This is a genomic window from Kluyvera genomosp. 3 (genome assembly GCF_011765685.1).
Taxonomy (GTDB): domain Bacteria; phylum Pseudomonadota; class Gammaproteobacteria; order Enterobacterales; family Enterobacteriaceae; genus Kluyvera; species Kluyvera georgiana_A.
Genome location: NZ_CP050321.1, coordinates 158,315 through 182,425, shown reverse-complemented (window position 1 = coordinate 182,425; position 24,111 = coordinate 158,315). Strand labels below are relative to the sequence as shown.

The following is a 24,111-nucleotide window of genomic DNA, read 5'->3' as shown; positions in this document are numbered from 1 at the left end:
CTATAATGCGCCCCGCCTCCATGTAGCAATGCAGGCGCGGAAGATCGTCGTCTCCGGTGAGACGATTGGACTTCATTTCCAGTGGCAGCCGCCTGCGGCTCCCGGCAGGTTCGACTCCTGCGATCTCCGCCAAAATCCGCTCACTTTTTCCGCTAAAGCCATTCCCTGTTTTTCCCGTACTTCCCTTAGTAGCGCTTGCGATTGCCCTGATACTGTCCCGGTTCGTTTACGCCGTACGCCCGGGCGGCCAAAGATGCATAAACGCGAGGCTAACTGGCCGGAAAACGGCCAACTCTTCGCGTACACCGCTGGTTTTTGCGCCATTCATCACGCAAGAAGTGCGGTAAATAATATGCGGCGTGAGAGATGGAAAATGTAACCCTAAGAAAAAGCAGGGTTTTATCTGAGGAGCCCGAAAATGCCGGGGCGACGGGGCGAAAAATGTGCCCAGGGGGGATGTGGTAAATGATTGAAAGTAGCTATAATGCGCCCCGCCTCCATGTAGCAATGTTGGCGCGGAAGATCGTCGTCTCCGGTGAGGCGGCTGGACTTCAAATCCAGTTGGGGCCGCCAGCGGTCCCGGGCAGGTTCGACTCCTGTGATCTTCCGCCAAAATTACATTCATCCCACCTATAAATATCTGGCCTTTTTACCGAATTAACATGCTCATACCTTACGCTCATAATAAAGCCTCCAATTAATTAGTTTATTAATAAGATAGAGGTAAAGAATGACTGTTTATCAAAATAGAGGTCATGATTCAGGAATCACACAATTCGAGACAGGCACAAACTCAATTACTGTTTATTTTTCAGATGGTTCCGCATATTTATATAATGCAAGTGCACCTGGTGTACAAATGGTCGCAGAAATGACACAACTTGCTCACTCAGGTGAAGGTTTAAATAGCTATATTAACCGTTACGTCCGTGCTAATTACGCAGCAAAAATAAGATAACGTACCCAACAGTAGAAAATAATTTATCCTTTTGGCTCCTGGCCCTTTCTCCTCAATGCCTCTCTCGCCAACTCCTTCAACCAACTGGCGAGACTCACCCCTTCCTCCGCCGCAACAGCATCCAACTGCTCCTTCAATGCCGGATCAATACGCATTTTAAACTGCGGTGATTGCCCACCACCCTTTGGTTTTTTTTCGCGCGATATGATTGACATGGGGCCACCTATCCATCTACTCTTACACATATAGGAGGCCACCTAAACCTCCTCAGTTAGACAACGCTCCGCTGTGCGGGAACACAAACGGAGCGTCTAACCTCACCAACTATCAAGGAGTTGATTATGGCTAACCCGCATTCTACCCCAGACTTACCCGCAGCAAAAACCGAGCGCACGTTAATTGTGGGATATCGCCCGCAGGGTGCAAACAAAAACACGCCTAGCCTTACCCTTTCCGGGAAGTGGCTGCGCGAGGCCGGGTTCGAAACCGGGCAACAGGTTAGCGTAAAGGTGATGGACGGCTGCATAGTCCTGATGGCCTATGGCGAACAGGAGCAGAAGCTGCTGGCGGAGTTGAAGGAGACGCAGCTGAAGCTGAAAGGAATTGAAGCGGCGGTATCAGCGGTGCATTAAGGCTCTCAGGAATATCCGCACCGTGCTCATGACGGGCATTGCCCGATGGCGTTACGCTTATCGGGCCTACGGGCACGGCGCCCGTCGTAGGCCGGGTAAGCAACGCGCCACCCGGCAATAGAGCGGTACATGAGCCCTACTATTTTTGGGGAAAGATCCGAAAAATTGCGGGTTGAATTCAGCATTATATTTAATTAATACTAAACATAATTTCATTTTCAATAAATAAAAGTCGTCTTATCTTCTGCGTTAATATCTTTTATTCCATTTCCAATAATCACTTAACTTTTAAATATATCATATATATTACATTCCTATTTTTCGCCGAATAAGGTGATGCGAGATCTATTTTTAATAAAATAGTCTTAAGGCAAATTGGCAGAATTTTGCTACCTATCCTACAGTTATATCAGGGATTAAATCTTCATACGTTATTGTTTTACCAGGGAAAAATAATACCTGCATAGAGATCAATACTATGAACACGCCAATTAAGTTCATTTTATTCAGTCTGGTATCGGCATTTATTTCTGGCGCGCATGCGGATACCGCCACTAGTACTTTTCAGGTACAGATTACGATTACTAAATCGTGCAGCGTGACCTCCGGTTCGCCCATTAACTTTGGATCGGTGGCGGCCAGTTCACCCAGCGTGACGAGGAATACCACGATTTCCGTTAACTGTTCGCAGTTAACGCCGTATACCGTCGGCCTTGCGCCGTCGAACAGCAACACGCTCGGCTCGGGGCTGATGTCCGGTACCGCTAGCGGTAATACCGACAAAGTGCCGTATCAGCTGGCGAAAGATACTGCGGGCGCCATCTGGGGCAACGTCACCAGCGGCGGGACCAGCAACGTGGTATCGGGATCGGGAAACGGTGCCGCTCAGCCGTTCACGGTTTACGCGATTGTCTCTAACGCTAACTTTACGCCGGATGTGTATAGCGACACGGTCACCGTGACCGTCACCTATTAATTCAAGGATGACGTATGAACTGGAAACAATGCGCCCTCGCCTGTCTTTTTTTCAGCGGTTACGCTGCGGCCAGCGGATTGCAGGTTACGCCAATTACCCTGACGCTCGAACAGAGCCAGCGTGCGGAAGGCATCTGGCTAAGTAACTCGGGCGATAGCCCAATCAACGCCCAGGTTCGCGTGTTCCGCTGGAGCCAGAGCGGCTACAGCGATCAGCTTGCCGCCTCGCAGGGGCTGGTGATCAGCCCGCCAATGCTCACCATTCCGCCCGGCGGCAAGCAGCTTATACGCGTGATCCGCACCGGCTCGCCCACGAAGACAGAGGATGCGTATCGGCTGTCGATCAACGAGCTGCCGCAGACGACGGCGAAAAAAAATAACCTGCAGTTTGTACTCCACTACTCCGTGCCGGTCTTTATCCAGCCGCCTGGCGTCGATGAAACCTACGCCAGGCTGCAATGGCAAATCCAGCATAGCGATGGCCGGACGTGGCTGGAGGTGAATAACCAGGGTGATGGCCACGCCCAGCTGTCGGAAGTGAGCCTGATTACGGCAACGGGCAGCCGCAAAAATATTACCCCTGGGCTATTAGGTTATGTCTTACCCGGGGCCACCATGCGCTGGCCGCTGCCTGCGGGGGCGAGTCAGGGAGAAAAGCTAGAAGTCATGGTCAATGGCAAAAAAACGGTACAAACGCTATAGCGTGCCACTCCGTGTATTAATTTTAATATTTTTCAATGTGTTATTTATAGCAAGGGGTGCCTCTGCGGAAATGAAAGACCCCAATGCCCCGCAGGATGACGTCATTGCCGATGATAAGCCGCTGGCCGGGATCGAACTGTATCTGGATGTCACCCTAAACCAGAATCCGATTGGCCTGGCACGCTTTGGCTATGACCACAATAAGCTCTATGCCAGCGCCGATAGCCTGCGCAGAATCGGCATTCGCCTGCCGCCGCAAACACCGGATCCGGTCAGCCTGAGCGATATCCCACAGCTGGAGGTTCACTACAACGCCGCGCTGCAAAGCCTGACACTGACGGCACCGCTCGCGCTGCTGGATAGGGGCACCACCCAGCTTAACCAGCAAAGCGCCACCAACCCAACAGCGAGCACCGCGCGCGGGCTGCTGCTGAACTACGATCTTTATGCCTCACAGGAGTCAAACAACAACGCCAGCGCCTATACCGAACTGCGTGCCTTCAGCGCGCTGGGCGTACTCAGCTCCACGCAAATTGCGCGCTATATCAGCGATAACAGCGGCTATAGCCTGAATAATGGAATCACCCGACTGGATACCAGCTGGCGTTCATCGTTTCCGGAAAACGTGCTGGCAGTAACCGTTGGCGATACGCTGACCAGCTCGCTGAACTGGTCGCGCCCTACCCGCATCGCCGGACTACAGATTGGTACCGATTACAACCTCCAGCCCTACACGCCAACCACGCCGCTGCCGTCTTTTTTTGGCTCCGCGACGCTGCCTTCCAGCGTTGAGCTGTATATGAACGGCGTGAAGTACTACAACGGGGAGGTGCCGTCGGGCAACTTTGAGATCAACACCCTGCCGACCATCAACGGCGCGGGCAACGCGCAGGTGACGATGACCGACGCGCTGGGCAAAACCACGGTGCAGAGCTTCTCCTTCTATAACGATCAATCGCTTTTGCGTAGCGGGTTGACCGAATGGTCGGCGGAAGTGGGCGTGGTACGCAACAATTACGGCTATACCTCGTTTGACTACGCCAGCACCCCGGCGTTTAGCGGCACCTGGCGGCGCGGCTTTAGCAATAGCTTTACCGCTGGCGCGCATGGCGAAGCCACGGAAAACCTGGTGAACGTCGGCTTCAGCAGCGACTGGATCCCCGGTGGCCACGGCGGCACGCTTTCCACCGCGCTGGCGGTCAGCGCCGACGCAGGAAAGCAGGGGTTTCTCTACAGCATCGGCTATCGCTGGAACAACGAACGTTTCAGCTTCAGCACCGCCACCATCGCGACGGTAAATGACTATCACGACGTCGCCACCCGCTACGGCGAAGCGCCGCCTTCGCTGAACCAGAGCACCGTGGTGGGCTATAACACCGATATGCTGGGTAACTTTAGTCTCGGCTATTTGCAGTTCCGCTCACCCGGCGAATCAACCCAGCGCTACACCAATGCTAACTGGTATAAGTCATTGACGGAACGGGTTTATCTTAACGCTGGGCTCAATCAGAATATTGATAACAGCCGCGATCGCAGCCTGTATCTGATGCTCAGCGTGTCGTTTGAAAACAACATCAGCGCCAGCAGCACCGTCCAGCGCAGCAACGACCAGATGAGCTATACGCTCAACGCCAGCCAGACCCAGCCATCTGATGGCGGCTGGGGCTGGAACCTGGCACTTAACCGGCTGGATTCCCAGCAAAATGCGCAGGGCGAGCTGGGCTATCTGGGACGTTATGGCAACGTTTATGGCGGCTACAGTCGGTTGTCCGGTCAGCAATCCGCGTATGCCGGTGCCGACGGCTCGCTCGTGCTGATGGGCGGCGGGTTGTTTGCCGCACAGACCATCAACAATGGCTTCGCGGTGGTCTCCACCGACGGCATCCCGGATGTGCCGATTATTCTGCAAAACAACCCTATCGGTACCAGCGACAGCCACGGCAGGCTGCTGGTGACCAACCTCAATAGCTATCAGAAAAATGAGATCAGCATTAATCCGCTGGATCTGCCCGCCAACATGCGGGTCGATCCGGTCAACGCCGTGGCGATCCCCGCCGATCGTTCCGGCACGCTGGTGAACTTTACCGTTAAACCCGTTCGCTCGGCGCTTATCGTGCTGAAAGACAGCCAGGGAAGCGTGATCCCGGAGGGGTCATCGGCGGTACTGAACGGCAACCGCAGGCAGAACGCGATAGTGGGCTTTGATGGCATGGTCTATTTCGAGACGTTGGAAGAACACAATACGCTGCGCGTTTCTACCCACGCAGGCGCGTGCGAGGCCCAATTCGATTACCCGCAAGCGGCGCGGGATATCCCGCAAATCGGGCCCATCACCTGCCGATAAGGAGCGAAACCATGTGGTTAAAAGTGATGATACTGCTTGCCGGGCTGTGTCTTTTCCCGATGAAAAGCCATGCGCTGAGCTGCACGGCGACGGTCACCACCGTGGCGTTCGGTACGGTCGACCCCTTTGCCAGCGCCAGCACCACCAGCGGCACGCTGCGCTTTACCTGCACCAAGGGCCTGACGGAGGTACTCAACGCCGCCACCGTCTGCTTTAACCTTTATCCCACCAGTTCGGGGGCCCCCGTCGATGCCCGTAAAATGGCCTCAGGAAGCAACCAGCTCAGCTACCAGCTGTATACGGACGCTGGACGGACAAACGTATGGGGCAATCAGGGCGTCTCGAGCAATTCGGTGCTGAAGTACTCGTTGGGGTTGCTTGATCTCGGCGTGGCACATACGATTCCGTTCTACGCCGCTGTTCCCGCAGGGCAGGCGACAACGGCACCCGGCAGCTATCTGGATGCTTTCACCACGACGAACACCACCATTACGGCGAAATCCGATCCGCTCGTTACGGACTCTTCCTGTGGCACAACGGTGGTCGGCAACATGGCATTCAACGTCACGGCCAGCGTGAATAAACAGTGCAAAATCAACGCCACCAATAATATTACGCTCGATTCGGTACCCCACACGCGAACCAATATCACCGGCAATAATTTCTTTACGATGACCTGCACCAACACCACGCCATACACCGTAGGGCTTTCGCCGTCCAACGGCAACAGCGCCGGCAGCGGCGTGATGAAAAGCGCCACCAGCCCCGATCAGGTGCCATACCAGCTAAATTCAACCGTGGGAGTGAGCGGCACGCCGTGGGGGAGTTTAGCCCCCAATACGGTGGCGGGCACCGGTACCGGTCAGGCGGTCGACCGGTACGTCTATGTCGTCGTTCCCAGCGCGAATTACCGTCCTGCGACGTATAACGACACGGTCACGATCAACGTGACCTACTGATACCTGAAGCCGTTCGGGTCACCCCGCCGTCGGATAATCCACATACCCCGCCTTACCGCCGCCAAAGAACTGCTCTTTCACCGGCGCATTCAGCGGCAAATCATGTTCCAGACGATGCGGCAGATCCGGGTTAGCGATAAACGGACGGCCAAAACCAATCAAATCCGCCCAGCCTTTAGTCAGCGCCTCTTCCGCACGCGCTTTGGTGTATTTACCGGAGTAAATCAGCGTGCCGTGGAAGATAATACGCAGCGCTTCTTTAAAGGCCGCAGGCATCACCGGCGCATCTTCCCAGTCGGCTTCAGCGATATGGATATAGGCGATACCCAGTTCATTCAGCACGCTGGCCGCAGCCAGATAGGTGGCTTCCGGCGTGTCATCACGCGAACCCATCAGCGTGGTCAGCGGCGCCAGACGAATCCCGACACGCTCTTTCCCAATCGCCTCAGACACCGCAGTCACCACCTCTTTCATAAAGCGCAGGCGATTTTGCAGCGAGCCGCCGTATTCGTCGTCGCGCAGGTTGGCCTGTGAATCAATAAACTGGTTGATCAGATAGCCGTTGGCGCCGTGCAGCTCAATACCGTCGAAACCGGCGGCAATGGCGTTGCGCGCGGCCTGGGCATAGTCGTTAACGATAGCCGGGATCTCATCGGTGCGCAGCGCTCGCGGCATATCATGCTGCACCATAGCGCCAACGCCGCTCTCCGGGCCGCGGCCTTCCACGTCCACAAACACCTTCACGCCTTCGGCCTGAATGGCGGAAGAGGAGACCGGCTGCGCGCCGTTCGGCTGCAATACCGTGTGGGAAACGCGGCCCACGTGCCATAGCTGGGCGAAGATTTTACCGCCCGCCTGATGCACCGCGGAGGTCACTTTTTTCCAGCCTGCAATCTGCGCCTCGGAATACATGCCTGGCGTCCAGGCGTAACCTTGCCCCTGCTGGCTGATCTGGGTGCCTTCGCTGATGATCAGCCCGGCGCTGGCCCGTTGTGCATAGTACTCAGCCATCATATCGGTAGCGACGTCACCGGCACCGGCGCGAGAGCGCGTCATCGGCGGCATCACGATACGGTTGGTCAGCGACAGCCCGTTCAGAGTGTATTGATCGAATAACATTCTGTTTCCCCCTCTTATTTGTACAGTTCGGCGCTCATGGTCACGGTGTTGCCCATGCGTGCGCTGGTGATTTTGTAGTCAGAGGCGTTCATCTCTTTGGCCTTCTGGGCAATCGCCGCTTCGGCGGTGTCCAGCGTCGACCCGGTCGCCGTCACGCTTTGCGCCGTGGCGCTAAAGGCAGCAACAGAGAGAAGGGAAGCAGCAAAAATCGCGGTAAGGTTTTTCATGGTCGTATCCTGTTCGGTTTAAGGCGTTACGCTCGGTAACGTGATGCGAAGAAGGATACGACCGCAGACTCATTACATAAATGGTATAAATCGCAATAGACTATTATCAATAAAGCAATAATACCCGGACTCGTTTATCGGCTTGCCCACAGGCGCGCTTTCATGCCCCAGTAGCTGGTCCAGCCGGTGGTGACCGAGACCGGCTGCCCTTGAGAGACGATAATGATCGTCGGCGTGACGCTCACCTGCCAGCGCTGCGCCAGCTCGCCGCGCGCGTCGTTGACCACCGGCATGGTGAGCTGCTTTTTCTGCATCCACTGCGCCAGCCGGGTATCATCGCCGGAACGCAGCGCGATGCTCACCACGTTTTCCCCCTGCGCCGCCAGTTTCTCTACCGATGGCGTGGTGTAACGGCACACGCTGCACCAGGTCGCCCAGACGTAGATCAGCAATGGCCGCGTGTCGCTAAGCGCGGCCAGGTCGATGTTTTGTCCATCCAGGGTCTGTACGGCCATGCCGGAAAAGGAGTCCGGAAGCGTCGGGCTGCGAAAGCGGTCAACGCCCCACATCAGTACCGCGGCCAGCACCAGCAGGACGACTATCTCGCGTAGCCAGCGGTACACGCGGCGGCGTTGGAAAAATTCGCTCATGATCACCTCGTAAAAATACGTGGTTTATCTTAGCGGGACGCCTGGACTAGTGCTGTAAAGAAGTGTCTTTCGGCAGCGGCGGCATTTTCAGGTGCTGCGTCATGACATCGTGACGAAAATAGTCGATAAATGCACTAAAAGTGAGGGGTTTTGAATAGAAGTAACCCTGAAAACAGTCAATTTCGTTTTCCTGTAGCCAGGCCACCTGATAGTCATGTTCAACCCCCTCGGCGACCGTCTGAATACCCATCTGCCTCGCCATGTCGATGACGCAGTTAATGAGCGGCGTGGAGGCATCAGGGGAAATCTGATTGATGAACATACGATCAATCTTAATGCTGTCCGGGCTCAGGCTGGCTATCCACGACAGGTTGGAGAAGCCGGTGCCAAAATCATCTAACGAAATGGCGATGCCGCTATCACGAATCACCTTGATTTTATTGAGAATATCATCATTGAAGTTGATCTGTTCGTTCTCGGTAAATTCGAAGGTCAGGCGCTGACGCAACCGTTTAAACCGAGCGGCGAATTCGCTGGTAAAGGCGTTGAAATCTTCCGCAACCAGGTGCGCGTGGCTGATGTTGACGTTGAAGGTAAAGCCGTCCGGTAGCACACAGTCCGGCCGCTGGCAGTCGGCAAGCACCCGTTTGAGCAGGTTCTCCGTCATCAGGCCAATGGTGTTCGTTTTCTCCGCCACCGGGATAAAAATATCCGGCGGCACGAAACCAATCTCCGGATGTTCCCAGCGGGCGAGGATTTCCGCGCCGATCACCCGGTTGCTGTGGGCGCAAATAATCGGCTGATAGTAGGGCGTAATACGGTCCTGATGCACCGCATTCACCAGATGTTGATAGAGCGAGCGACGACGCGTCAGCAATGACCAGGCCAGCGTCGTTAGCAGCAGCGGCGGGACAAGGATAACCAGGATATAGAGCCAGGAGCCCAGAATCTCCTGCCAGATATCAGCGGTATCCGGCGAGCGCCAGGCCAGCGTATACAGCCCGCCAGGCTGACGTTGCGGGTAGTCTTGCGCGCCACGTTTCGCCTGCTCACCGACCAGAATGCCGTTCTGTGTCAGCAGTTTGTTATTTACCAGCAGCGCGAAACGTTCATCGCGGTTGCTGTTGCCCATAATGCCCCACAGGTAGCGCAGGTCAGCCGACACCACGATGCCGCCGTTGGCCAGGCGCTGGTAGAGAGAAAAGACCGGAATGCCCGCCGACACCACGGAATCATCAATTTTCACGCCCTGCGCGCTAAAGCCGCTCAGATCGACCCGCGCGCCCTGATTGGCCAGCAGTGAGGAGCAGGTGATGCGATCGCCATCCAGCAGGTTAATGACCAGCATGCGCATTTCGCGCGTCGGCAACGCGTTCAGGCGGCTTTCCAACTGGCGGTTACAGGTTTTGCCCACCCAGCCCTGCGCTTCGCGTGCGACGCGCCGCGTCTCTTCCAGCAGGTTTTCCACCGCATTGCGAATGGGTATCGCCTGATGAGCCAGCTGAACATTCAGCTGTCGCTGCGCAATGTAGAACGTGAGCCAGAGCGCCAGCACGACCGAACCTAAAAAAACCAGACCGACCAGCGCATAGTTTTTGCGATCGGCTTTACTGGCGTATTTTTTGTACATTGCTCATTCATTCCATCTGGCAGGGCGCACTTACCGATGCGCGTGAGACGCTCGCGTTTGCGCCTGTTGGTGCTGCATGTATTCACGCTGGAAACTCTCTTTGCTGATCGGTCGGGAAAACAGATAGCCCTGCCCGAACTTCACGCCCTGTTTCAGCATATTGGAAGTTTGCGTATAGTTTTCAACACCTTCAATGATGACATCGATGTCATGCTGGGCAATCAGCTGGAGGATCTGCTCGGTTTCGTCCTGCTGGCCGCACGCGAGACAGCTGCGATCGAGCTTGATGTAATCCGGAATCCAGTAGGCCAGCCGCTCCTGTAGCGCCGCCAGCGTGCCGATACCATCCCAGGCGATATTGATGCCGTCATCCTGTAACGTCTGGAGGTTCTGCCGAGCGACTTCAGTGAGCGCAACCTGTCCGGAGGTAATTTCAAATACCAACTGCGCCGTCCGCAGATGCCGCGTCTCCACAATCCCCAGCGCATGGTAGGCAAACTCCGGATCGTTCAGCTGCACGGCGGAAATATTCAGCGTGTACATGAATTCTTCCTGGTCATCGGCCCGCTTTTGCGCAATAAACGACAGCGATTTTTCCATCACGTAGTAGCCCATATCCACGATGGTGCCATTCTCTTCAAGGTGCTGGATAAACTCGACCGGCGGGACAACGTTACGCCGATGGGTGCCTCGCACCAGCACTTCACCGCCAATACAGGCAAAACGGGATAAATCGAAGATAGGCTGAATAACGAAATCGATACCTACATCGAATTTAGCGTTCTCTACGCAACGAACAACATAATGCGCACTTTTGTCCATACCAGCCTCATCTCTCATTATTGTGCGGAAAAAGCGACGTGCAGCGGCGGCAACTTAAACCGCCCGTCATTTAAAAAATGCCTTTCTGGCGGATTTGCTTCATTTTTTGCGCGGGTGCGCCAAGGGTGCTCAGGTCGACCTCTTCCGCCGCACCGTTTTTACTGCCTTCGGCAGCAGGCGAAGCAGCGCGGCCAGACAGCCTTAATTGTTGCAGCAGCAGGTTTTGCTGATTAAGCAAGGTTTTCAACTGCGCGACTTCGCTGCGCAGCTGGCTCAGTTCCTCGCGTGCACCGTCGTCCGGCGCGGCGGGCGCGGGTTGGCGCTGGAGCGCTTCGGACATCAGCGCGCGCATCTGGCGCAACTGTTGCTTGCTAAAATCCGCGCTTGGCGCAACTTGCTCGGCCGCAGGCGCCGCAGTCGGGCTGGCTGACACGGGCAGCAGCGAAGCCGCGGATAGCTCGCAGCACAGCGCATCCAGCGTCAGCTTTTCCCGGCCCATTGACTCGGCAACATGGCTACACAACTGCGGGTTCAGCAACTGAAGTTGCAGCCCGGCCAGGTAAACGTTGCGGTGGAAGCGGCGCATTTCCATATTGGCATCGCCAGAGTTGCTGCCCGCCTGGCTCAGCTCCTGATGCCACTTCTTAAGTTGCAGCATCGCGCGCAGGTCCGCGCGCGAGTGTTCCGGCGACAAATGCAGCGAGAGATTAACGCGGCGAATGTGCCTGTTACTCATCGTCACCCACCTCGGCCATATGCGGCGCGGCGACGGTTTCGACGCTGGAGTCCGCATGGTACAGGCAGATTTCGCGCGACAGCGCGCTCTGTGGGTTATCGATGGTAATCACGCGGTCGCCCAGCGTGGCGTAGGTTTCACGTACCGCTTTCTCAATCAGGTGCGCGCCGCCGCCAACCAGGTAAACGCGGTTGGGGTTTTTGGCGAATTTCTTCGCTTCGTAGGCCACCTGGTCACCGAGTTCCTGAATTTTAATCTCAATACGCTCAAGGATTTCCGCAATGCGCGATTCGTCGTTAATGACGCTTTTCACAAACTCCATATCGTGACGGCGCTTGATAAGCTCGTTCGCCACCAGGTAGCTGGAGTCGCTGTCAGCCGCCGCCAGCAGCTTACGGGTGGCGTCAGTGACCATCGCCACCCCGATTTCGTTGTTGCCATAAATCGCGGAGACATCATCAAATTCACCGACGATCACCCCCATGTCCAGCGTGGTACCGCCGCAGTCGACCACCAGCGATTTGGTGAACTCGGTGACGTTGGAGTTCAGCAGATGAGACAGCGCCGCCGGCAGGCTTTCCGGCATCACCTGGACATCCACAATACGGAACAGCTCGCCCTTGTTGAGGGTGATATCGCGCATCAGATTGCGACGCTTCGCTTCGATACGGCTTTCGTTACGCTGGCAGTCGTCCGGGTTGTAGTACTGGGTGATTGGCAGCGTCACGATCACTTCAACATCGCACGGCGTCATGCCGGTCTGCAGCAGCGCGTGATGCACCGCCAGCAGATTGAGATCGTCATACTGATAGTCGATGTGCGTGGTGGATAACGCTTTGTCTGAGGTCGCATCGTAGGTGTATTTGGTGGTGCCGATGGTGTAGTTGTACACCGACTGTCCGCGCAGCAGCGCCGCGCTTTTCCAGTCCTTACGGAAGGAGTTCGGCGAGACCACGGTCTTCAGCGTGCCGTTCTCAATCCAGCTAATTTTTACGTTGGTCGAGCCATCATCAATGGCGAATTTCATACGGGTCATGGTCACGTTCTCAATACTAAAGGTGTTTTAACAGCGTCACGCCGCCCTACAGGACGCGGCGTGCGCCAAGGTAATGTGATTGCCAGAAATCATCGGATAACCGGCTGATACGAATCTTTAACCCAGTACGCGGGGCTTCAATAAAGCGCCCATCGCCCAGGTATACGCCAACGTGATCCGCGCCGGGACGCTGGTTAATGTTGAAAAAGACCAGGTCGCCCTGCTTCAGGCTGTTCTGGCGAATCGACTTCAGGCCGTTATCCCGATACATGCCGTTGGCGGTGCGCGGTAGCTTGCGGTCCAGCACATGATTGAAGGCGTAGAACACTAGTCCGCTACAGTCGAAGCCGTCGGTCGGGCTGTTGCCGCCCCACAGGTAAGGCTTCCCGAGTTGGCTTTCCAGCCGATGGATCACCGTACGCAGCTTCGCGGTGTTCTTCGGTGCCCGACGTTTCGCCGCGACCGCCCCGTCCTGGACTTCATCCCACAGCGCTTCTGAACCGCCCAGCGTTCCAGGCTGCCAGCGGGTGTGCATCGCCAGAATTTCACGGTTTTTCGCCCGTTCGGCCTGCTGATTTGCCAGTTCGCGGCGTTTTTGCTCCGGCGTGGGCGGAACCACAACGGCGCGTTTCTTCGCTTTCGCCATTAGGCGGGCGCGGTTCTGTTTGCGCTTTTGCGCTTCACTGTCGGTTTTGGCCGCTGGCGCTTTCACCGGCTGCGGCTTTGCGCTGACGAACCCTGCGGACATCAGCAGCATCAAAAAGAGGAAAAAAAAGAGTACCTGACGGGCAAAGGCGGCCCGAACAGGTACAAAAGGGATGGTAAAAATAAAACTCTTCACAACGTTAATCAGGCTATGGGTTTTGAGTGAGCTTGTCGGCTAACGGCTTGATCACCTTCTCGCCGTGCTGACCAAAGAATTGATACAGCGATTCACTGGCCGAGTGCGTCAGCACCATGATTTCGATGCGGCGGTTAGCCGAACTGAGCGGATGTTCCGGGTCCAACAGCATCTGGTCGGCCATGCCGCTTACCTGCAAAATTTTGCCGGGTTCAAGGCCGCTGCGGGTCAGTACCGATCGCGCCTGCATCGCTCGTTCGCCGGAGAGGTTCCAGTTGTTGTAGAGCACCTGGTCGCGGAAACGGGTGGCGTCGGTATGCCCGGTAATAATGATTTTGTTGTCAATCTTGTTCAGCTCGGGGGCAAATTCGGTCAGCAGGCGTTTAAAGAACGGCGTCAGGATGGCGCTGCTGCGCTGGAACATTTCGCGCTTCTGATCGTCAGTCACCAGGATGCGCAGCCCCTGCGGCACAATCTCCATCTTCAGGTTGGCCTGCGCGTCGTAGGCCGAGGTGATTTTCATAATGATGCGCGCGAGATCTTCAATCTCATTTTTGGAACGCGCGTTCACGTCACCGAGGCTTTCAGTGCCCTTAAGCTGCTTCGCCAACTCGGCGTCTTTCTTCGCCTGCTCTTTGAGCAGCTCTTTTTGCTTCGCGTGACGGCTATCGAGCAGCGCGATCTGTCCGCCGTTACCCTCTTTTTGCGTCACCGGCGTGATATTGTTGCCCTCAAAAATGGACTCGCCGTTGAGCAGCGAGACGATTTCTTTACGCTCTTCTTCCGTCACCGCGCCCATAATCCACAGCACCATAAACAGCGCCATCATCGCCAGCGTAAAGTCAGCGAATGCGACCTTCCACGCGCCGCCATGAAAGGCATCATGGCTTTTGCGCGAGGAGCGTTTGATGATGGTGGTATGTTCTTTGTTGCGCCCGCGCATCAGGCTTCACCAATCATCTGGTTAACCCAACCGTCGAGCGTGGCGAAGGTCGGCTTGGTGTCCATCGGCAGCATCTTACGGCCCGCATCCACCGCCAGCAGCGTCGGCTTACCGGCAACGTGGTTGACCAGCACCGTACGTACGCACTCCAGCACCGCCAGCTGTTTTTTGGTGCGCTGTTCCATGGCGTTCGCCACCGGATCCATTAAGCAGTAACAGAAGAAGACGCCGAGGAAGGTACCGACCAGCGCGGCGGCAACCTTCACGCCGATCACCGCGATAGAGCCGTCGATCGACTGCATGGTGATGATGATCCCCAGTACCGCCGCACAGATCCCGAAGCCCGGCATCGCTTCTGCGGTACGCTGCAACGAACGTGACGGCTGCAGCAGGTTCTCTTCCATCGCCACCAGCTCCTGCTCGAGGATGCCTTCCAGCTCGTGTTCGTTGATCTTACCCATCGCCATCAGGCGGAAGTTATCGGAGATAAACGTCACCAGCGCTTTGTCACGCAGCATCAGCGGGTATTTCTGGAACAGCGGGCTGTTTTCCGGCGCTTCAATGTGCTCATCCAGCACCTTCAGACCGCCGTCCTGCACCAGTTCCAGCAGTTCGTACAGCAGCATCAGCAGCTGGCGTTGATACTCGTTGGTGTATTCGTTTTTGCGCATAATGCCGCGGAACTGGCGGTACATTTCAGACAGGACGGCGCGAGGGTTAGCGAGGACCATAGCCCCCATACCGGCGCCCAGAATGATGATAATTTCACCCGGTTGCCAGAACGACGCGAGGTGACCGCCGGACATAAGAAAGCCGCCAACCACGCATCCCATGATGATTACGATACCGAAGAATTTCTGCATAAACCTTTCACTTCTGGAAAAAAGACTGAATTTTTTGGGCGATTTTTTTATTGAGCTGGCAGACCCTGGCCTCGGTTAAATCAAGGACGAGGGCAATCTCTTTCAGACTCATTTCATGCTGGTAATAAAGCGTCAGGATCAGCTGTTCACGCTCATCAAGCGCTGCCAGCGCGCTGCGTAGCGTCCGGCTGACGACGACTTCGTCTTCCAGCGGTCGGCTATCCAGCGCCCCGGCGTGAACGTCATTCCCTAACAGCTCATCCAGGCTCTCTATCGTTTTGGCGCAATCCAGCAATAAATATTCCTGGTACTCTTCCGCCGTGATCGACAGGTGGCGGTTAATATCCTCGAAGCTGGGCGTCCGCCCGAGTTGGCGCGCAATTTCGCGGATACCGTCATTCAGTTTGTGGGTCTTCTGCCGCAGGCGGCGAGGACGCCAGTCCAGTAAGCGCAGTTCGTCCAGCACCGCGCCGCGAATACGCTGTACGGCGTAGGCGGCAAACTGCTCGTCCGGGTGCCCGTAGCGGCGCAGCGAGGTGAGCAGACCCATCAGGGCAATCTGCTCCATATCTTCGCGGTCGATGACGCTGCTGGTCTGGTATGAGAGCTGTTTAACCACCCGATTAACCAGCGGCAGATACGCGCTGACATAGCGCGCCTCGTCTGCCGGCGTCAGGGTGTCACTCGCAATAAAGTCCATCATTTCCATTGCGGCGTATCTATCACTGGAAGACCATTTTGCTGATGATGACGTCGTCAAACGGCACGTCCATCTTCAGGCTGCTAAAGCGCGCCGCGTAAGCGGCCTGCAGCTTGTCGTGCAGGACGTTAACGCTCATGCCGCGCACTTCGTCATAGTCCAGATCGGAGAGCAGACTCACCGTCGCACCGCGCACCGCCGGGATCATGTCCTGCGCTTTACGGGTATTTTCCGGGCCGTTGGTCGCCAGGTTCAGCTCCAGCAGCAGATAGCGCTCGGATTGCCCTTTGCCTTTCAGGGTGATCACCACGTTTTTAATTTCCACGAACTCCACGGACCCTTTATCAGAGCTGGAGAACATACCCGACAGGAAGCTGCTGCCAGTGGCTTCATCCATGCGCAGCAAATGCGTGCCAACTACCGTCATACCTGCCGCCAGCATGGCGGTGACGAGCGCGATAATGAGACCGAAAGAGAGAGTTTTTGCGTTCATATTTTTCTTTGTCTTAAACCGTCATGAGTACCGAGTCATCGCTGCGGGAATCCTGGGTAGCCGATACGTTGGCAGCCAGCTCCGCGCCCGCCTGAATGGCGTTGTGCTGCTCGGCGAAATGTTGACCTCTGCCCTGCTGCTGTCCCCCGGATTGGGAAGACACCTGCACGTTCACCTGCACGAAGTTTTGCTCTGTCAGGCTCTGGCGAAGGTCGTTACTGGTCTGCTGTAGCGCACGATAAACTTCGGCGTGGCTGGCGTTGATCTGTACCTGTACGCGGCCATTGTCGACCTGCATCGAGATATCGATTTTGCCCATATCCGGCGGATCGAGACGGATAGTGGCGTGCTGGATCTGCTGCTTCACCTGCACCTGCAAACGATCGCCAAGTGCGCTTTGCAACTGCTCGCTCCAGCGGGAAGGCTCAGGATCCATCTTCAGCGTGGTGGTGACCGGCGAAGCGGTGGTAACGGTCGTCGGAGAGACGCTGTGGCTGCTGTCTAACGGTTGCCCAGGCATCGCGGCGACCGGCGTCATCGCCGTCATCAGCATCGGGGAAACCGGCTGAGCGCTCGGCAGAACGCTGCTCGCCGTCTCCGTAGCGGCAAGATTCGGCGCAGCCATCGTCTGCTGTTGCAGCGATGGCGCAAGACCCATCGTCAACGCCTGCGGCGCCATCAATGTCTGCGCATTCGCCATCAGCGCATCGTCGACGGGCTGTGCCACGTTGACATAGCTGGCGGTCTGCACCGGCATCTGACTGGTCATCAACAGCGTTTCGAGCAATTGCTGCTGAGAGTCGTCTTTCAACAACGCGCCGCTCAACTGCTGCGGATCAGCATCGTCGTCTTTGTCATCGATGGAGACCGGATGCGCGCTCACGGCCAGCGAGCTCGGGAGCGTTTGCCCGGTCATCATCGAGTCAATGACGTTAAGCAATGCGTCGCTGAAAGCGGTTGGTGTTTGCGCGGCGCCGTTTTGCCCCATCTGCCCGGCGATAGATTCGGCCTGCATCGGCAGGCCGGATCCGCTCAACGCGCCCTGTGAAAGGTTCAGAATATCCATCAGCGCATCCCCTCATCGTCCATAAACTGGGCGTAAGCTGTTGCGCCTTCGCGGTTACGCGCCACCAGGCTCATTTTGGCGGCCAGCATATCGCTCTGGCCCTGGCAGTAATCGCGCGCCTGCTGGTGCACCTTTTTCAGGTTATCCAGCGCCTGGCGCTCAGCCACCGCCAGGTTTTTTCCCTGGATAGCCGCCAGCAGTTCGGCGATTTTGGCATCGACATTGACGACGGAAGGCCAGTTGTGGTCTTCCGTCGCCTGACGTAGCGCCTGAGTCAGCGTCTGAATCGCATGTAACATACTCATGCCGCCTGACCCATTTTTTCCCAGCCGTCCTGCAGGTTGCCGAGGATCGCTTCCACTTCTTCGATCTGCTCGATGGAGAGGTTATTGCTGGCGTCGTACAGACGATAAACGCAGTAGTCGTAAAGATTCGCCAGGCTCAGCGCCAGCTCGCCGCCTTTGTCAAAATCAAGCGAGCTGGTCAGCGCATTGAGGATATCGATGCACTTGTTGATGCTCTGTGCCTTACGCTCATAGCGACGCGCCGCAATGTGGCTTTTGGCGCGTACCAGCTCATCCATCATGCCGCGGAACAGCATCAGCACCAGCTGGTGCGGGTTGGCTGCCGCCGCCTGAATCGCCAGATCGGATTGTTGATACAGGCCGTAGCCTTCCTGCTCATTACCGTACATTGAGGATGGGTTCCCTTAGAAAATTAGCTAAACAAACTCGTGGTGTTATTCATTTGCGTCATGAGCGACTGCAACTGCGTAAACTGCTTGAGGTAGCGGTTGTACGAAGACTCATAGCGCGTTTCCATTTTTGCGGTTTTGTTGTCGATATCAGTCTGCTGACGGTCGAGGGTATCCTGACGCCCTTTCAGCAGGCCGGTAGTGGAGCTGAGATATTTATCCAGCGTTTTATCCATCGCTTTAATCAGGCCGTCATTGCCGTTAAAGAACTGCGCCACGGTCTGCGGGTCGTTTTTCAGCTGCTCTTCCAGCTTGTCGGCATCGAAGGAGAATTTGCCGTCTTTGTCGGCGGTGATGCCGAACTTGCTCATGTTCTGATCGCCAAAGGTGCCGCGCAGCATGCTGCTGAGTTCGGTGCCTAACGTCGAAATACTGGCATCGCCGGCAAAAGCGCCGCGGTCAGTGCTGGAACTGCCGGTCGCGGTCAGGCCAGAAATGGTGTCGCGCAGGGTGTTGTAGGCATCGAGGAACGCCTGGACCTGGTTCTTGGTTTCGGTGACGTCGGTATCAATAGAGATAACCAGTGGCTTACCCGTTTCGGTGGTGCTGGTCAGTTTGATGGAGACGCCGTCGACCAGGTCATCGAGGGTGTTGGAGCTGCTGTAGTATTTTTTATCGGAGTCACCCAGAGTAAAGATGGCATCTTTGCCGTCGGTAATAATTTCCGGCTTGTCGAACATCTCCGCACCGCTGGTCATCCCGCTGGTATCCATTTGGATGTCGTACTTCGCGCCGCTCTGATCGCTGTTAAAAATCAGCGTCACTTCCCCGTTGACGCGCATCAGCGAGGCGGTAATACCATTCTGGCCGGTGGTGGCGGTGGTGGAGCTGGACGCGCTGGGGAAATCAGCCTTGTTCACCGCTGCGGCGAAATCAGAGAGGCTGTTGAGGCCATCCATGTCGATCTCGATCTCTTCGCCATCCAGGGTGATTTTGAGCGTACCGGTAGCGTCTTTAACGGACTGGTCTGTCATTCCCTCAAACGTCTTCTGCTGGGCGGTCGCCAGCTGGGTGACGTTCAGGCTGTAGGTCCCTTTACGCGCGCTGGCGCTGGCGGTGATGGTGGCGATACCTTCCTGGTTCATGGTCGCGACATTCTTCAACACGCTGGCGGAACTGGAGTTCAACGCCGTGATGGAGGTGCGGAAGGTGGTTAGCGCCGTGCGCAGCGAATCCAGCGCTTTAGTCTGCGCCTGTAACGTAGTGGTCTGCTTGGTGATCGAGTTTTGCAGCGCAAGAATGTCATAGCCTGCCAGCTGGGTGGCCAGTGTATTCGGGTCAAAATCAGACATAGTAGGTTCTCCAGGCACGCAAGCCACGATCGATATGCAATTGATTTAGCAACTATCGTGCCAACTTTTAAGTTGTTATTTATCAATGAATTAAATAATGGCAGGAACAGGTATTTCCGCATTTTCCGGCAGGGGAAAGGAGGGGTCGGATACAAAAACACCGCCATACAGCGGTGTTTTTTCCTGCAATAATCCGTGAAGGATTAACCCAGCAGAGAGGTCACCATGCTGGACATGCTGTTGGAGGTTTTCAGCATGGACATACTGGTCTGTACCAGCAGCTGGTTACGGGTCATGGTAGACGCTTCGGTCGCGTAGTCAGCATCCTGGATGTTGCTCAGCGCCAGGTCGGTGTTGTCCTTCATGTTCGCCAGGTTAGCCGCAGTGTGGCCCAGACGGTTGATGTTCGCACCCAGAGCGGAACGCATGGAACCGACGTTAGCGATAGCCGCTTCCAGACCAGAGATGGTTGCCTGGGACTTATCGAAATCACTTACGTCGATTGACAGACCGCCAGATACGTCGATTTTAGCCAGCTCGCCGGAAACGTCGACCGCCAGTTTCTCATCGGTGGAAGAACCGATCTGGAAGTTCATGGTGTCAGCCAGTTTGCCGCTTGCACCAAACAGGTTGTCACCCGCATATTTGGTGTTGTTCATAATGTTGTTGAGTTCGCTTTTCAGCTCAGTCATTTCCGCACCGATCGCCGTACGATCGTCAGCGCTGTTGGTGTCGTTCGCTGCCTGGGTTGCCAGGTCTTTCATGCGGTACATAATGTTGCTTACTTCATCAAACGCGCCTTCCGCAGTCTGCAGCATCGCAGTCGCGTCAGAGATGTTACGCTGTGCAACGGTCATACCGTTGGTCTGGCCCTGCAGACGGGTAGCAATCTGCAGACCAGCCGCATCGTCAGCCGCGGAGTTAATGCGTTTACCGGTGCCCAGACGTTCCATCGCGGTGGACAGCAGGTTGTTGGATTTGTTCAGAGCATTGGTGGATGCCATGGAAGAAGCGCTAGTAAAGATAGAAAGAGACATAATGATTCCTTTTTTCGTCCTGGTGATTCAGATGTTGTAATAACTCAAGACGACACGGCGGGAACAAAGATTAAATCGATAAATATCAATCGCTCGCTTTTTCACCAAAACAAATCATAACTAATTGATTTCATAGCCATTAAAAAATCAAAAAAATGAGATAACTCTTCCATTCATCCCTTATCTGTTGCGCAACTACCAGACTAAACCCATATTCAAGTTCGTTTTTTGCGCACCTGTAGCCTATTTTTGAAAATATCCCAATTTTATTTTCAGCCCTGACTTTTCTTTACACTCACCATATTTAATTAGTAACATTAATCCCTGGCATATTATATCTAAACCATCATTCGTATTTCCGCCATATAAAAACAAATCTGATTTAAAGCGACACAATAAAATAAAAAATTAAATCCATTTTTTCTCCTTCCACCTCACATCCCGCAAATAATACTCACCAGCATTTAGATCACACCAATAACACATTTAATTCACCAAGAGATCACTTAATTAACATAAGTTTTATTTAACGATGGCTGTTAACTTTCAGCAAAATCAGCCCCCTTTTAGCCGCCACTATTGCTAAAAAGCCTGTTGCGCATCACACTTTTATCGCGTAAAAAGGGCGCAGGAAAAAATGATTCCTTCCTGTTGAGGTGTATTACAGACAAAAACGTTTCCGTTGTTTCAACAAACTCACGCCTCTTACAGAAGAACATAACGTCCGCTTTTTAATTTCCCGCAGGCACGCGGCATTCATTAAGAATTCTAAATGGAGTTATCAACTCAATCAGATAATCGCTGAGATTTTCGGGTATCCGCGCGGTTGTCACGATATTACTGGGGTGGTTGAATCCATAACGCATAAATGAATAAACGCTATTGCTCCGTAAACAACTGGCTGGTTGACGTCACCTCAGGATCCATTCTCCATCTCACCACCGGGGAACGAAAACGCCTCGGGGAGTATCAGCTCAAGCTGCTGGATATCCTGGTGCAGGACGCGGGAAAAATCTTCACCCGCGAAGAGTTGACCAACCTGGTGTGGGAACGCCGGGTGATCGGCAATAACAGCCTGCCAAACGCTATCCACGCGCTGCGTACCGCGCTGGAAGATGACGGCAAAAACCAGAGAATTATTAAAACCATCCCGCGCAAAGGCTACCTGCTGGAGGCCGAATACTGCTGCGTGGTGGAAAAAGACGAGGATGAGGTCAGCGACCCGGAAGAAGAGCGTGACGTCCAGGAAGACTATCTGCTCTCACCGCAGCCAGAGACTGACGCCATCGTTGAAGTGGCCGAAAAAGCGGCCGACATTCAACCCGTAGCGGAAGCTGCGGTGGTCGCCGCGCCAAAACAGCGCCGCTCAGGCATGCTCGCGTTTATGCTGGTCATCTTATTGACCGCTACCGCCACTGCAGGTGTCTGCTGGTATTTATTCGGCGGGCGCGCAGAGCATCTGGTTGCGCGTGAGGTCCAGCCCGGCGTCTACAGCAATATCCGCCTCTACACGGTAGAAGCGATGGGGGATCCGGCGTATATGTCCGCCAATCTTTACGGCAAGTTAAAAGACTCGCTGTATGCGCTGAACCAGCAAATCAAAATGCAGTCTGCCACGATGAACGTGTACTTCCACACCAACAACTCGTCGTTGAACTACAGCTTTATGCTGAGCAACCAGTGCGACAAGAAGCAGCTGGCGATGGCGATTTACCACTGGCGTACCGATACGGTACAGCTGAATAACGTAATCCTGCGAGAGACCCGGAGAAAGCTCAATGAACTGGCGACATGCAAAGCCAATTAATCTGCTGATCGCGCTGGTCGTCATACTGGCGCTGTTGGGCGGGCTGCTGGCGGCGAAGCTGATGCCGTCAGAATCGGCGTTGCCAACTGGCCCGGTGACGGGCGGCTTTCAGATGGGTTTTTACGATCTGATGTCGCAGCGTAAAGAGATTTACAACGTCAACCTGCACACCGTGCGCAACGTTCTGATGGCAAACATCACCAACCCTGACGACAACCGCTTTGTGCTGAAAGGGAAGTTTACCCCTACGCAGAAAAAGCAGGGACGGATTTACTTTAACCTGACGCCCATCTACTACAGCTCAGAGCAAAGAGGGTTGATGATTGAAGGGCTTGTGGATCAGTTGATGTACTCCAACTACTGGATGGAGCCGATCTCATTGAGCAACCAATCGCTGGTTGTCGGGCAGAATGGTTCGATTTTCCTGTATCCAATGCCGAAATAGCGCCATCTGCCTGATGGCGCTGCGCTTATCAGGCCTACGTTCATTACGATTGTAGGCCTTTACATTCATTAGCCCAGCAGGTTTTTCACCGTGCTCAGATGCACATTGGCCTGGGTCCCCAGCGCCTGTGAGAGCGCGCTATAGCTGCTGCCGCTGCGTGCCAGCGCTTCGCTCAAACCGCGCGAAGTCTCCAGCGCCTGCTGTGGACTATAGACTGTCGCCATATCGTTGATACGCGAACTGACTCGCTCCTGCTGCTGACGCAGCCTGCTGCGCTGGCTGGTGATGTGATCGAGAGTGGTTTGCAGCTTCATCTGCCCTTCTCGTTCCCGACGCGTCGACAGCGCCAGCACTTCATCACTGCTGGCGCTTTCCGCCTGCGGTGCCAGTAGCGTGAAAGCGTCAGCGGGATAATGCTGGCCTTCACCGCGTACGGTAAGCTGTTGGCTCACACGATCCCAGCGGCTTTCGTCGACGCTAAAGATCAGCTTTCCACCGCCCGCCTGCGCGGCGTGAATCCCTAAACGCCCTAAGCCGACGTTCAGCTTGAGTAGCGTCTGACGCGGCGTCGCCTCTTCCGGTAACACCACGGCCGCCATCTCACGCTGACGACCGCCCAACGAGAAGACCAGCGTTTCGCCCCCAGGCTGGCTCAGCAATTTCTCGCTGCCCGGCAGGGTAAAATTCACCGTACTTTTTTGTTCCAGCGACGCCGTCAGATGACGATCGACCGTCCCGCCGGAGAGCTGCGTGCGGCGCGCGAGATGCTTTTGCAGCGCCTGAGTTTGGGCGCTGGCATCACCGCCGCGAGTGGCGGACTGACGCAGCTGCAACAGCTGCGTTTCCGTCTTCGCCAGGTAGCTGTCGGCCTGCTGCACCGCGGTCAGCTGCTGATTGAGCTGCACGTTATAGCGCATCGGGCGCCGCGAAAGCAGCGCCGCTTCCGGAAACGCGCTGCGGTTGGTGACCGTATCAGGGGCGTTAACGCGCCCCACGGTCTGAGGAGCGCCAATGGAACCGCGCCCGGCATTTGCCGGGGCGGAGGTGGTCAGAGAGCCTGTTTTTAAACCAACTTGCATA

At 55.4% G+C, this 24,111-nt stretch carries 27 protein-coding genes and 2 tRNA genes; 10 read left to right on the top strand and 19 right to left on the bottom strand.

Annotated elements, in window-relative coordinates; translation table 11 throughout:
- Positions 1 to 38 precede the first annotated feature (38 nt).
- The 3 genes from GY169_RS00895 to GY169_RS00885 all read left to right on the top strand — a co-directional run bounded on the left by GY169_RS00895 (position 39) and on the right by GY169_RS00885 (position 958).
- Positions 39 to 132, top strand: a tRNA-Sec gene (locus tag GY169_RS00895).
- A 385-nt stretch (positions 133 to 517) separates the two neighbouring features.
- Positions 518 to 612: transfer RNA gene (locus tag GY169_RS00890), tRNA-Sec, on the top strand.
- Between the two features lie 118 nt (positions 613 to 730).
- Entirely contained in the window at positions 731 to 958 is a 228-nt protein-coding gene (locus tag GY169_RS00885) for a hypothetical protein (protein WP_167574784.1), read from the top strand.
- Positions 959 to 981: 23 nt separating this feature from the next.
- Here GY169_RS00885 and GY169_RS00880 read toward each other — a convergent pair whose 3' ends face one another.
- On the bottom strand, positions 982 to 1,173 hold the full coding sequence (locus GY169_RS00880) for a toxin-antitoxin system HicB family antitoxin (protein WP_046888943.1): 192 nt from the start codon (positions 1,171 to 1,173) through the stop codon (positions 982 to 984).
- A 126-nt stretch (positions 1,174 to 1,299) separates the two neighbouring features.
- Between GY169_RS00880 and GY169_RS00875 the strand changes: the two genes are divergently transcribed.
- From GY169_RS00875 to GY169_RS00855, 5 genes are all read left to right on the top strand, one after another.
- Positions 1,300 to 1,590: a SymE family type I addiction module toxin gene (locus tag GY169_RS00875; protein WP_167574783.1), complete on the top strand. Its 291-nt coding sequence runs from the start codon at positions 1,300 to 1,302 to the stop codon at positions 1,588 to 1,590.
- 478 nt (positions 1,591 to 2,068) lie between these two features.
- Complete coding sequence (locus GY169_RS00870) at positions 2,069 to 2,566, top strand: spore coat U domain-containing protein (RefSeq protein ID WP_167574782.1); 498 nt, start codon at positions 2,069 to 2,071, stop codon at positions 2,564 to 2,566.
- Positions 2,567 to 2,580: 14 nt separating this feature from the next.
- Positions 2,581 to 3,267, top strand: a complete 687-nt coding sequence (locus GY169_RS00865; RefSeq protein ID WP_167574781.1) for a molecular chaperone — start codon at positions 2,581 to 2,583, stop codon at positions 3,265 to 3,267.
- Between the two features lie 70 nt (positions 3,268 to 3,337).
- Positions 3,338 to 5,611, top strand: coding sequence for a fimbria/pilus outer membrane usher protein (locus GY169_RS00860; RefSeq protein ID WP_223882136.1), 2,274 nt, complete (start codon positions 3,338 to 3,340; stop codon positions 5,609 to 5,611).
- Positions 5,612 to 5,622: 11 nt separating this feature from the next.
- Positions 5,623 to 6,570, top strand: coding sequence for a spore coat protein U domain-containing protein (locus tag GY169_RS00855; protein ID WP_167574779.1), 948 nt, complete (start codon positions 5,623 to 5,625; stop codon positions 6,568 to 6,570).
- 18 nt (positions 6,571 to 6,588) lie between these two features.
- Here the strand turns inward: GY169_RS00855 and GY169_RS00850 are convergent, their stop codons facing one another.
- From GY169_RS00850 to GY169_RS00770, 17 genes are all read right to left on the bottom strand, one after another.
- Entirely contained in the window at positions 6,589 to 7,689 is a 1,101-nt protein-coding gene (locus tag GY169_RS00850) for an alkene reductase (protein ID WP_167574778.1), read from the bottom strand.
- A 14-nt stretch (positions 7,690 to 7,703) separates the two neighbouring features.
- Positions 7,704 to 7,916, bottom strand: coding sequence for a DUF1471 domain-containing protein (locus tag GY169_RS00845; RefSeq protein WP_167574777.1), 213 nt, complete (start codon positions 7,914 to 7,916; stop codon positions 7,704 to 7,706).
- A 134-nt stretch (positions 7,917 to 8,050) separates the two neighbouring features.
- The gene (locus tag GY169_RS00840) at positions 8,051 to 8,566 is read right to left on the bottom strand and encodes a protein disulfide oxidoreductase (protein WP_167574776.1); all 516 of its coding nucleotides are present in this window, start codon (positions 8,564 to 8,566) and stop codon (positions 8,051 to 8,053) included.
- A gap of 46 nt (positions 8,567 to 8,612) precedes the next feature.
- On the bottom strand, positions 8,613 to 10,196 hold the full coding sequence (locus GY169_RS00835) for an EAL domain-containing protein (protein ID WP_167574775.1): 1,584 nt from the start codon (positions 10,194 to 10,196) through the stop codon (positions 8,613 to 8,615).
- Between the two features lie 30 nt (positions 10,197 to 10,226).
- Positions 10,227 to 11,018 (bottom strand): EAL domain-containing protein, encoded by a 792-nt coding sequence (locus tag GY169_RS00830; protein ID WP_167574774.1) that lies wholly within the window; start codon positions 11,016 to 11,018, stop codon positions 10,227 to 10,229.
- A 70-nt stretch (positions 11,019 to 11,088) separates the two neighbouring features.
- A complete protein-coding gene (locus tag GY169_RS00825) occupies positions 11,089 to 11,754 on the bottom strand; it encodes a hypothetical protein (RefSeq protein ID WP_167574773.1) in 666 nt (221 codons plus the stop codon).
- Positions 11,747 to 12,781: a plasmid segregation protein ParM domain-containing protein gene (parM, locus tag GY169_RS00820; RefSeq protein WP_223882184.1), complete on the bottom strand. Its 1,035-nt coding sequence runs from the start codon at positions 12,779 to 12,781 to the stop codon at positions 11,747 to 11,749. The genes GY169_RS00825 and parM overlap by 8 nt, the downstream gene beginning before the upstream one ends.
- A 55-nt stretch (positions 12,782 to 12,836) precedes the next feature.
- Positions 12,837 to 13,631, bottom strand: coding sequence for a C40 family peptidase (locus GY169_RS00815; RefSeq protein ID WP_223882135.1), 795 nt, complete (start codon positions 13,629 to 13,631; stop codon positions 12,837 to 12,839).
- A 13-nt stretch (positions 13,632 to 13,644) separates the two neighbouring features.
- Complete coding sequence (lafU, locus tag GY169_RS00810) at positions 13,645 to 14,574, bottom strand: putative lateral flagellar export/assembly protein LafU (protein ID WP_167574771.1); 930 nt, start codon at positions 14,572 to 14,574, stop codon at positions 13,645 to 13,647.
- Complete coding sequence (motA, locus tag GY169_RS00805) at positions 14,574 to 15,437, bottom strand: flagellar motor stator protein MotA (RefSeq protein WP_167574770.1); 864 nt, start codon at positions 15,435 to 15,437, stop codon at positions 14,574 to 14,576. Before motA ends, lafU begins: the two co-directional genes overlap by 1 nt.
- 7 nt (positions 15,438 to 15,444) lie before the next feature.
- Positions 15,445 to 16,146 carry a FliA/WhiG family RNA polymerase sigma factor gene (locus tag GY169_RS00800; protein WP_191091017.1) on the bottom strand — a complete coding sequence of 234 codons (702 nt, stop codon included), beginning with the start codon at positions 16,144 to 16,146 and terminating at the stop codon, positions 15,445 to 15,447.
- 13 nt (positions 16,147 to 16,159) lie between these two features.
- On the bottom strand, positions 16,160 to 16,630 hold the full coding sequence (locus GY169_RS00795) for a flagellar basal body-associated FliL family protein (RefSeq protein WP_167574768.1): 471 nt from the start codon (positions 16,628 to 16,630) through the stop codon (positions 16,160 to 16,162).
- Between the two features lie 13 nt (positions 16,631 to 16,643).
- Complete coding sequence (locus GY169_RS00790; RefSeq protein WP_167574767.1) at positions 16,644 to 17,696, bottom strand: flagellar hook-length control protein FliK; 1,053 nt, start codon at positions 17,694 to 17,696, stop codon at positions 16,644 to 16,646.
- Positions 17,696 to 18,001, bottom strand: a complete 306-nt coding sequence (locus GY169_RS00785; RefSeq protein WP_167574766.1) for a hypothetical protein — start codon at positions 17,999 to 18,001, stop codon at positions 17,696 to 17,698. The genes GY169_RS00790 and GY169_RS00785 overlap by 1 nt, the downstream gene beginning before the upstream one ends.
- Complete coding sequence (gene fliS / locus GY169_RS00780; RefSeq protein WP_167574765.1) at positions 17,998 to 18,390, bottom strand: flagellar export chaperone FliS; 393 nt, start codon at positions 18,388 to 18,390, stop codon at positions 17,998 to 18,000. Before fliS ends, GY169_RS00785 begins: the two co-directional genes overlap by 4 nt.
- A 23-nt stretch (positions 18,391 to 18,413) precedes the next feature.
- On the bottom strand, positions 18,414 to 19,742 hold the full coding sequence (gene fliD / locus GY169_RS00775) for a flagellar filament capping protein FliD (protein WP_167574764.1): 1,329 nt from the start codon (positions 19,740 to 19,742) through the stop codon (positions 18,414 to 18,416).
- A 203-nt stretch (positions 19,743 to 19,945) separates the two neighbouring features.
- Entirely contained in the window at positions 19,946 to 20,779 is an 834-nt protein-coding gene (locus GY169_RS00770; RefSeq protein ID WP_167574763.1) for a flagellin, read from the bottom strand.
- 868 nt (positions 20,780 to 21,647) lie between these two features.
- On the opposite strand from GY169_RS00770, the gene GY169_RS00765 reads away from it, so the two are divergent.
- Complete coding sequence (locus GY169_RS00765) at positions 21,648 to 22,586, top strand: transcriptional regulator (RefSeq protein WP_167574762.1); 939 nt, start codon at positions 21,648 to 21,650, stop codon at positions 22,584 to 22,586.
- Positions 22,558 to 23,031, top strand: a complete 474-nt coding sequence (locus GY169_RS00760; protein ID WP_167574761.1) for a hypothetical protein — start codon at positions 22,558 to 22,560, stop codon at positions 23,029 to 23,031. The genes GY169_RS00765 and GY169_RS00760 overlap by 29 nt, the downstream gene beginning before the upstream one ends.
- A gap of 68 nt (positions 23,032 to 23,099) precedes the next feature.
- Here GY169_RS00760 and GY169_RS00755 read toward each other — a convergent pair whose 3' ends face one another.
- Entirely contained in the window at positions 23,100 to 24,110 is a 1,011-nt protein-coding gene (locus GY169_RS00755; RefSeq protein ID WP_167574760.1) for a hypothetical protein, read from the bottom strand.
- Between the last annotated feature and the right edge of the window lies 1 nt (position 24,111).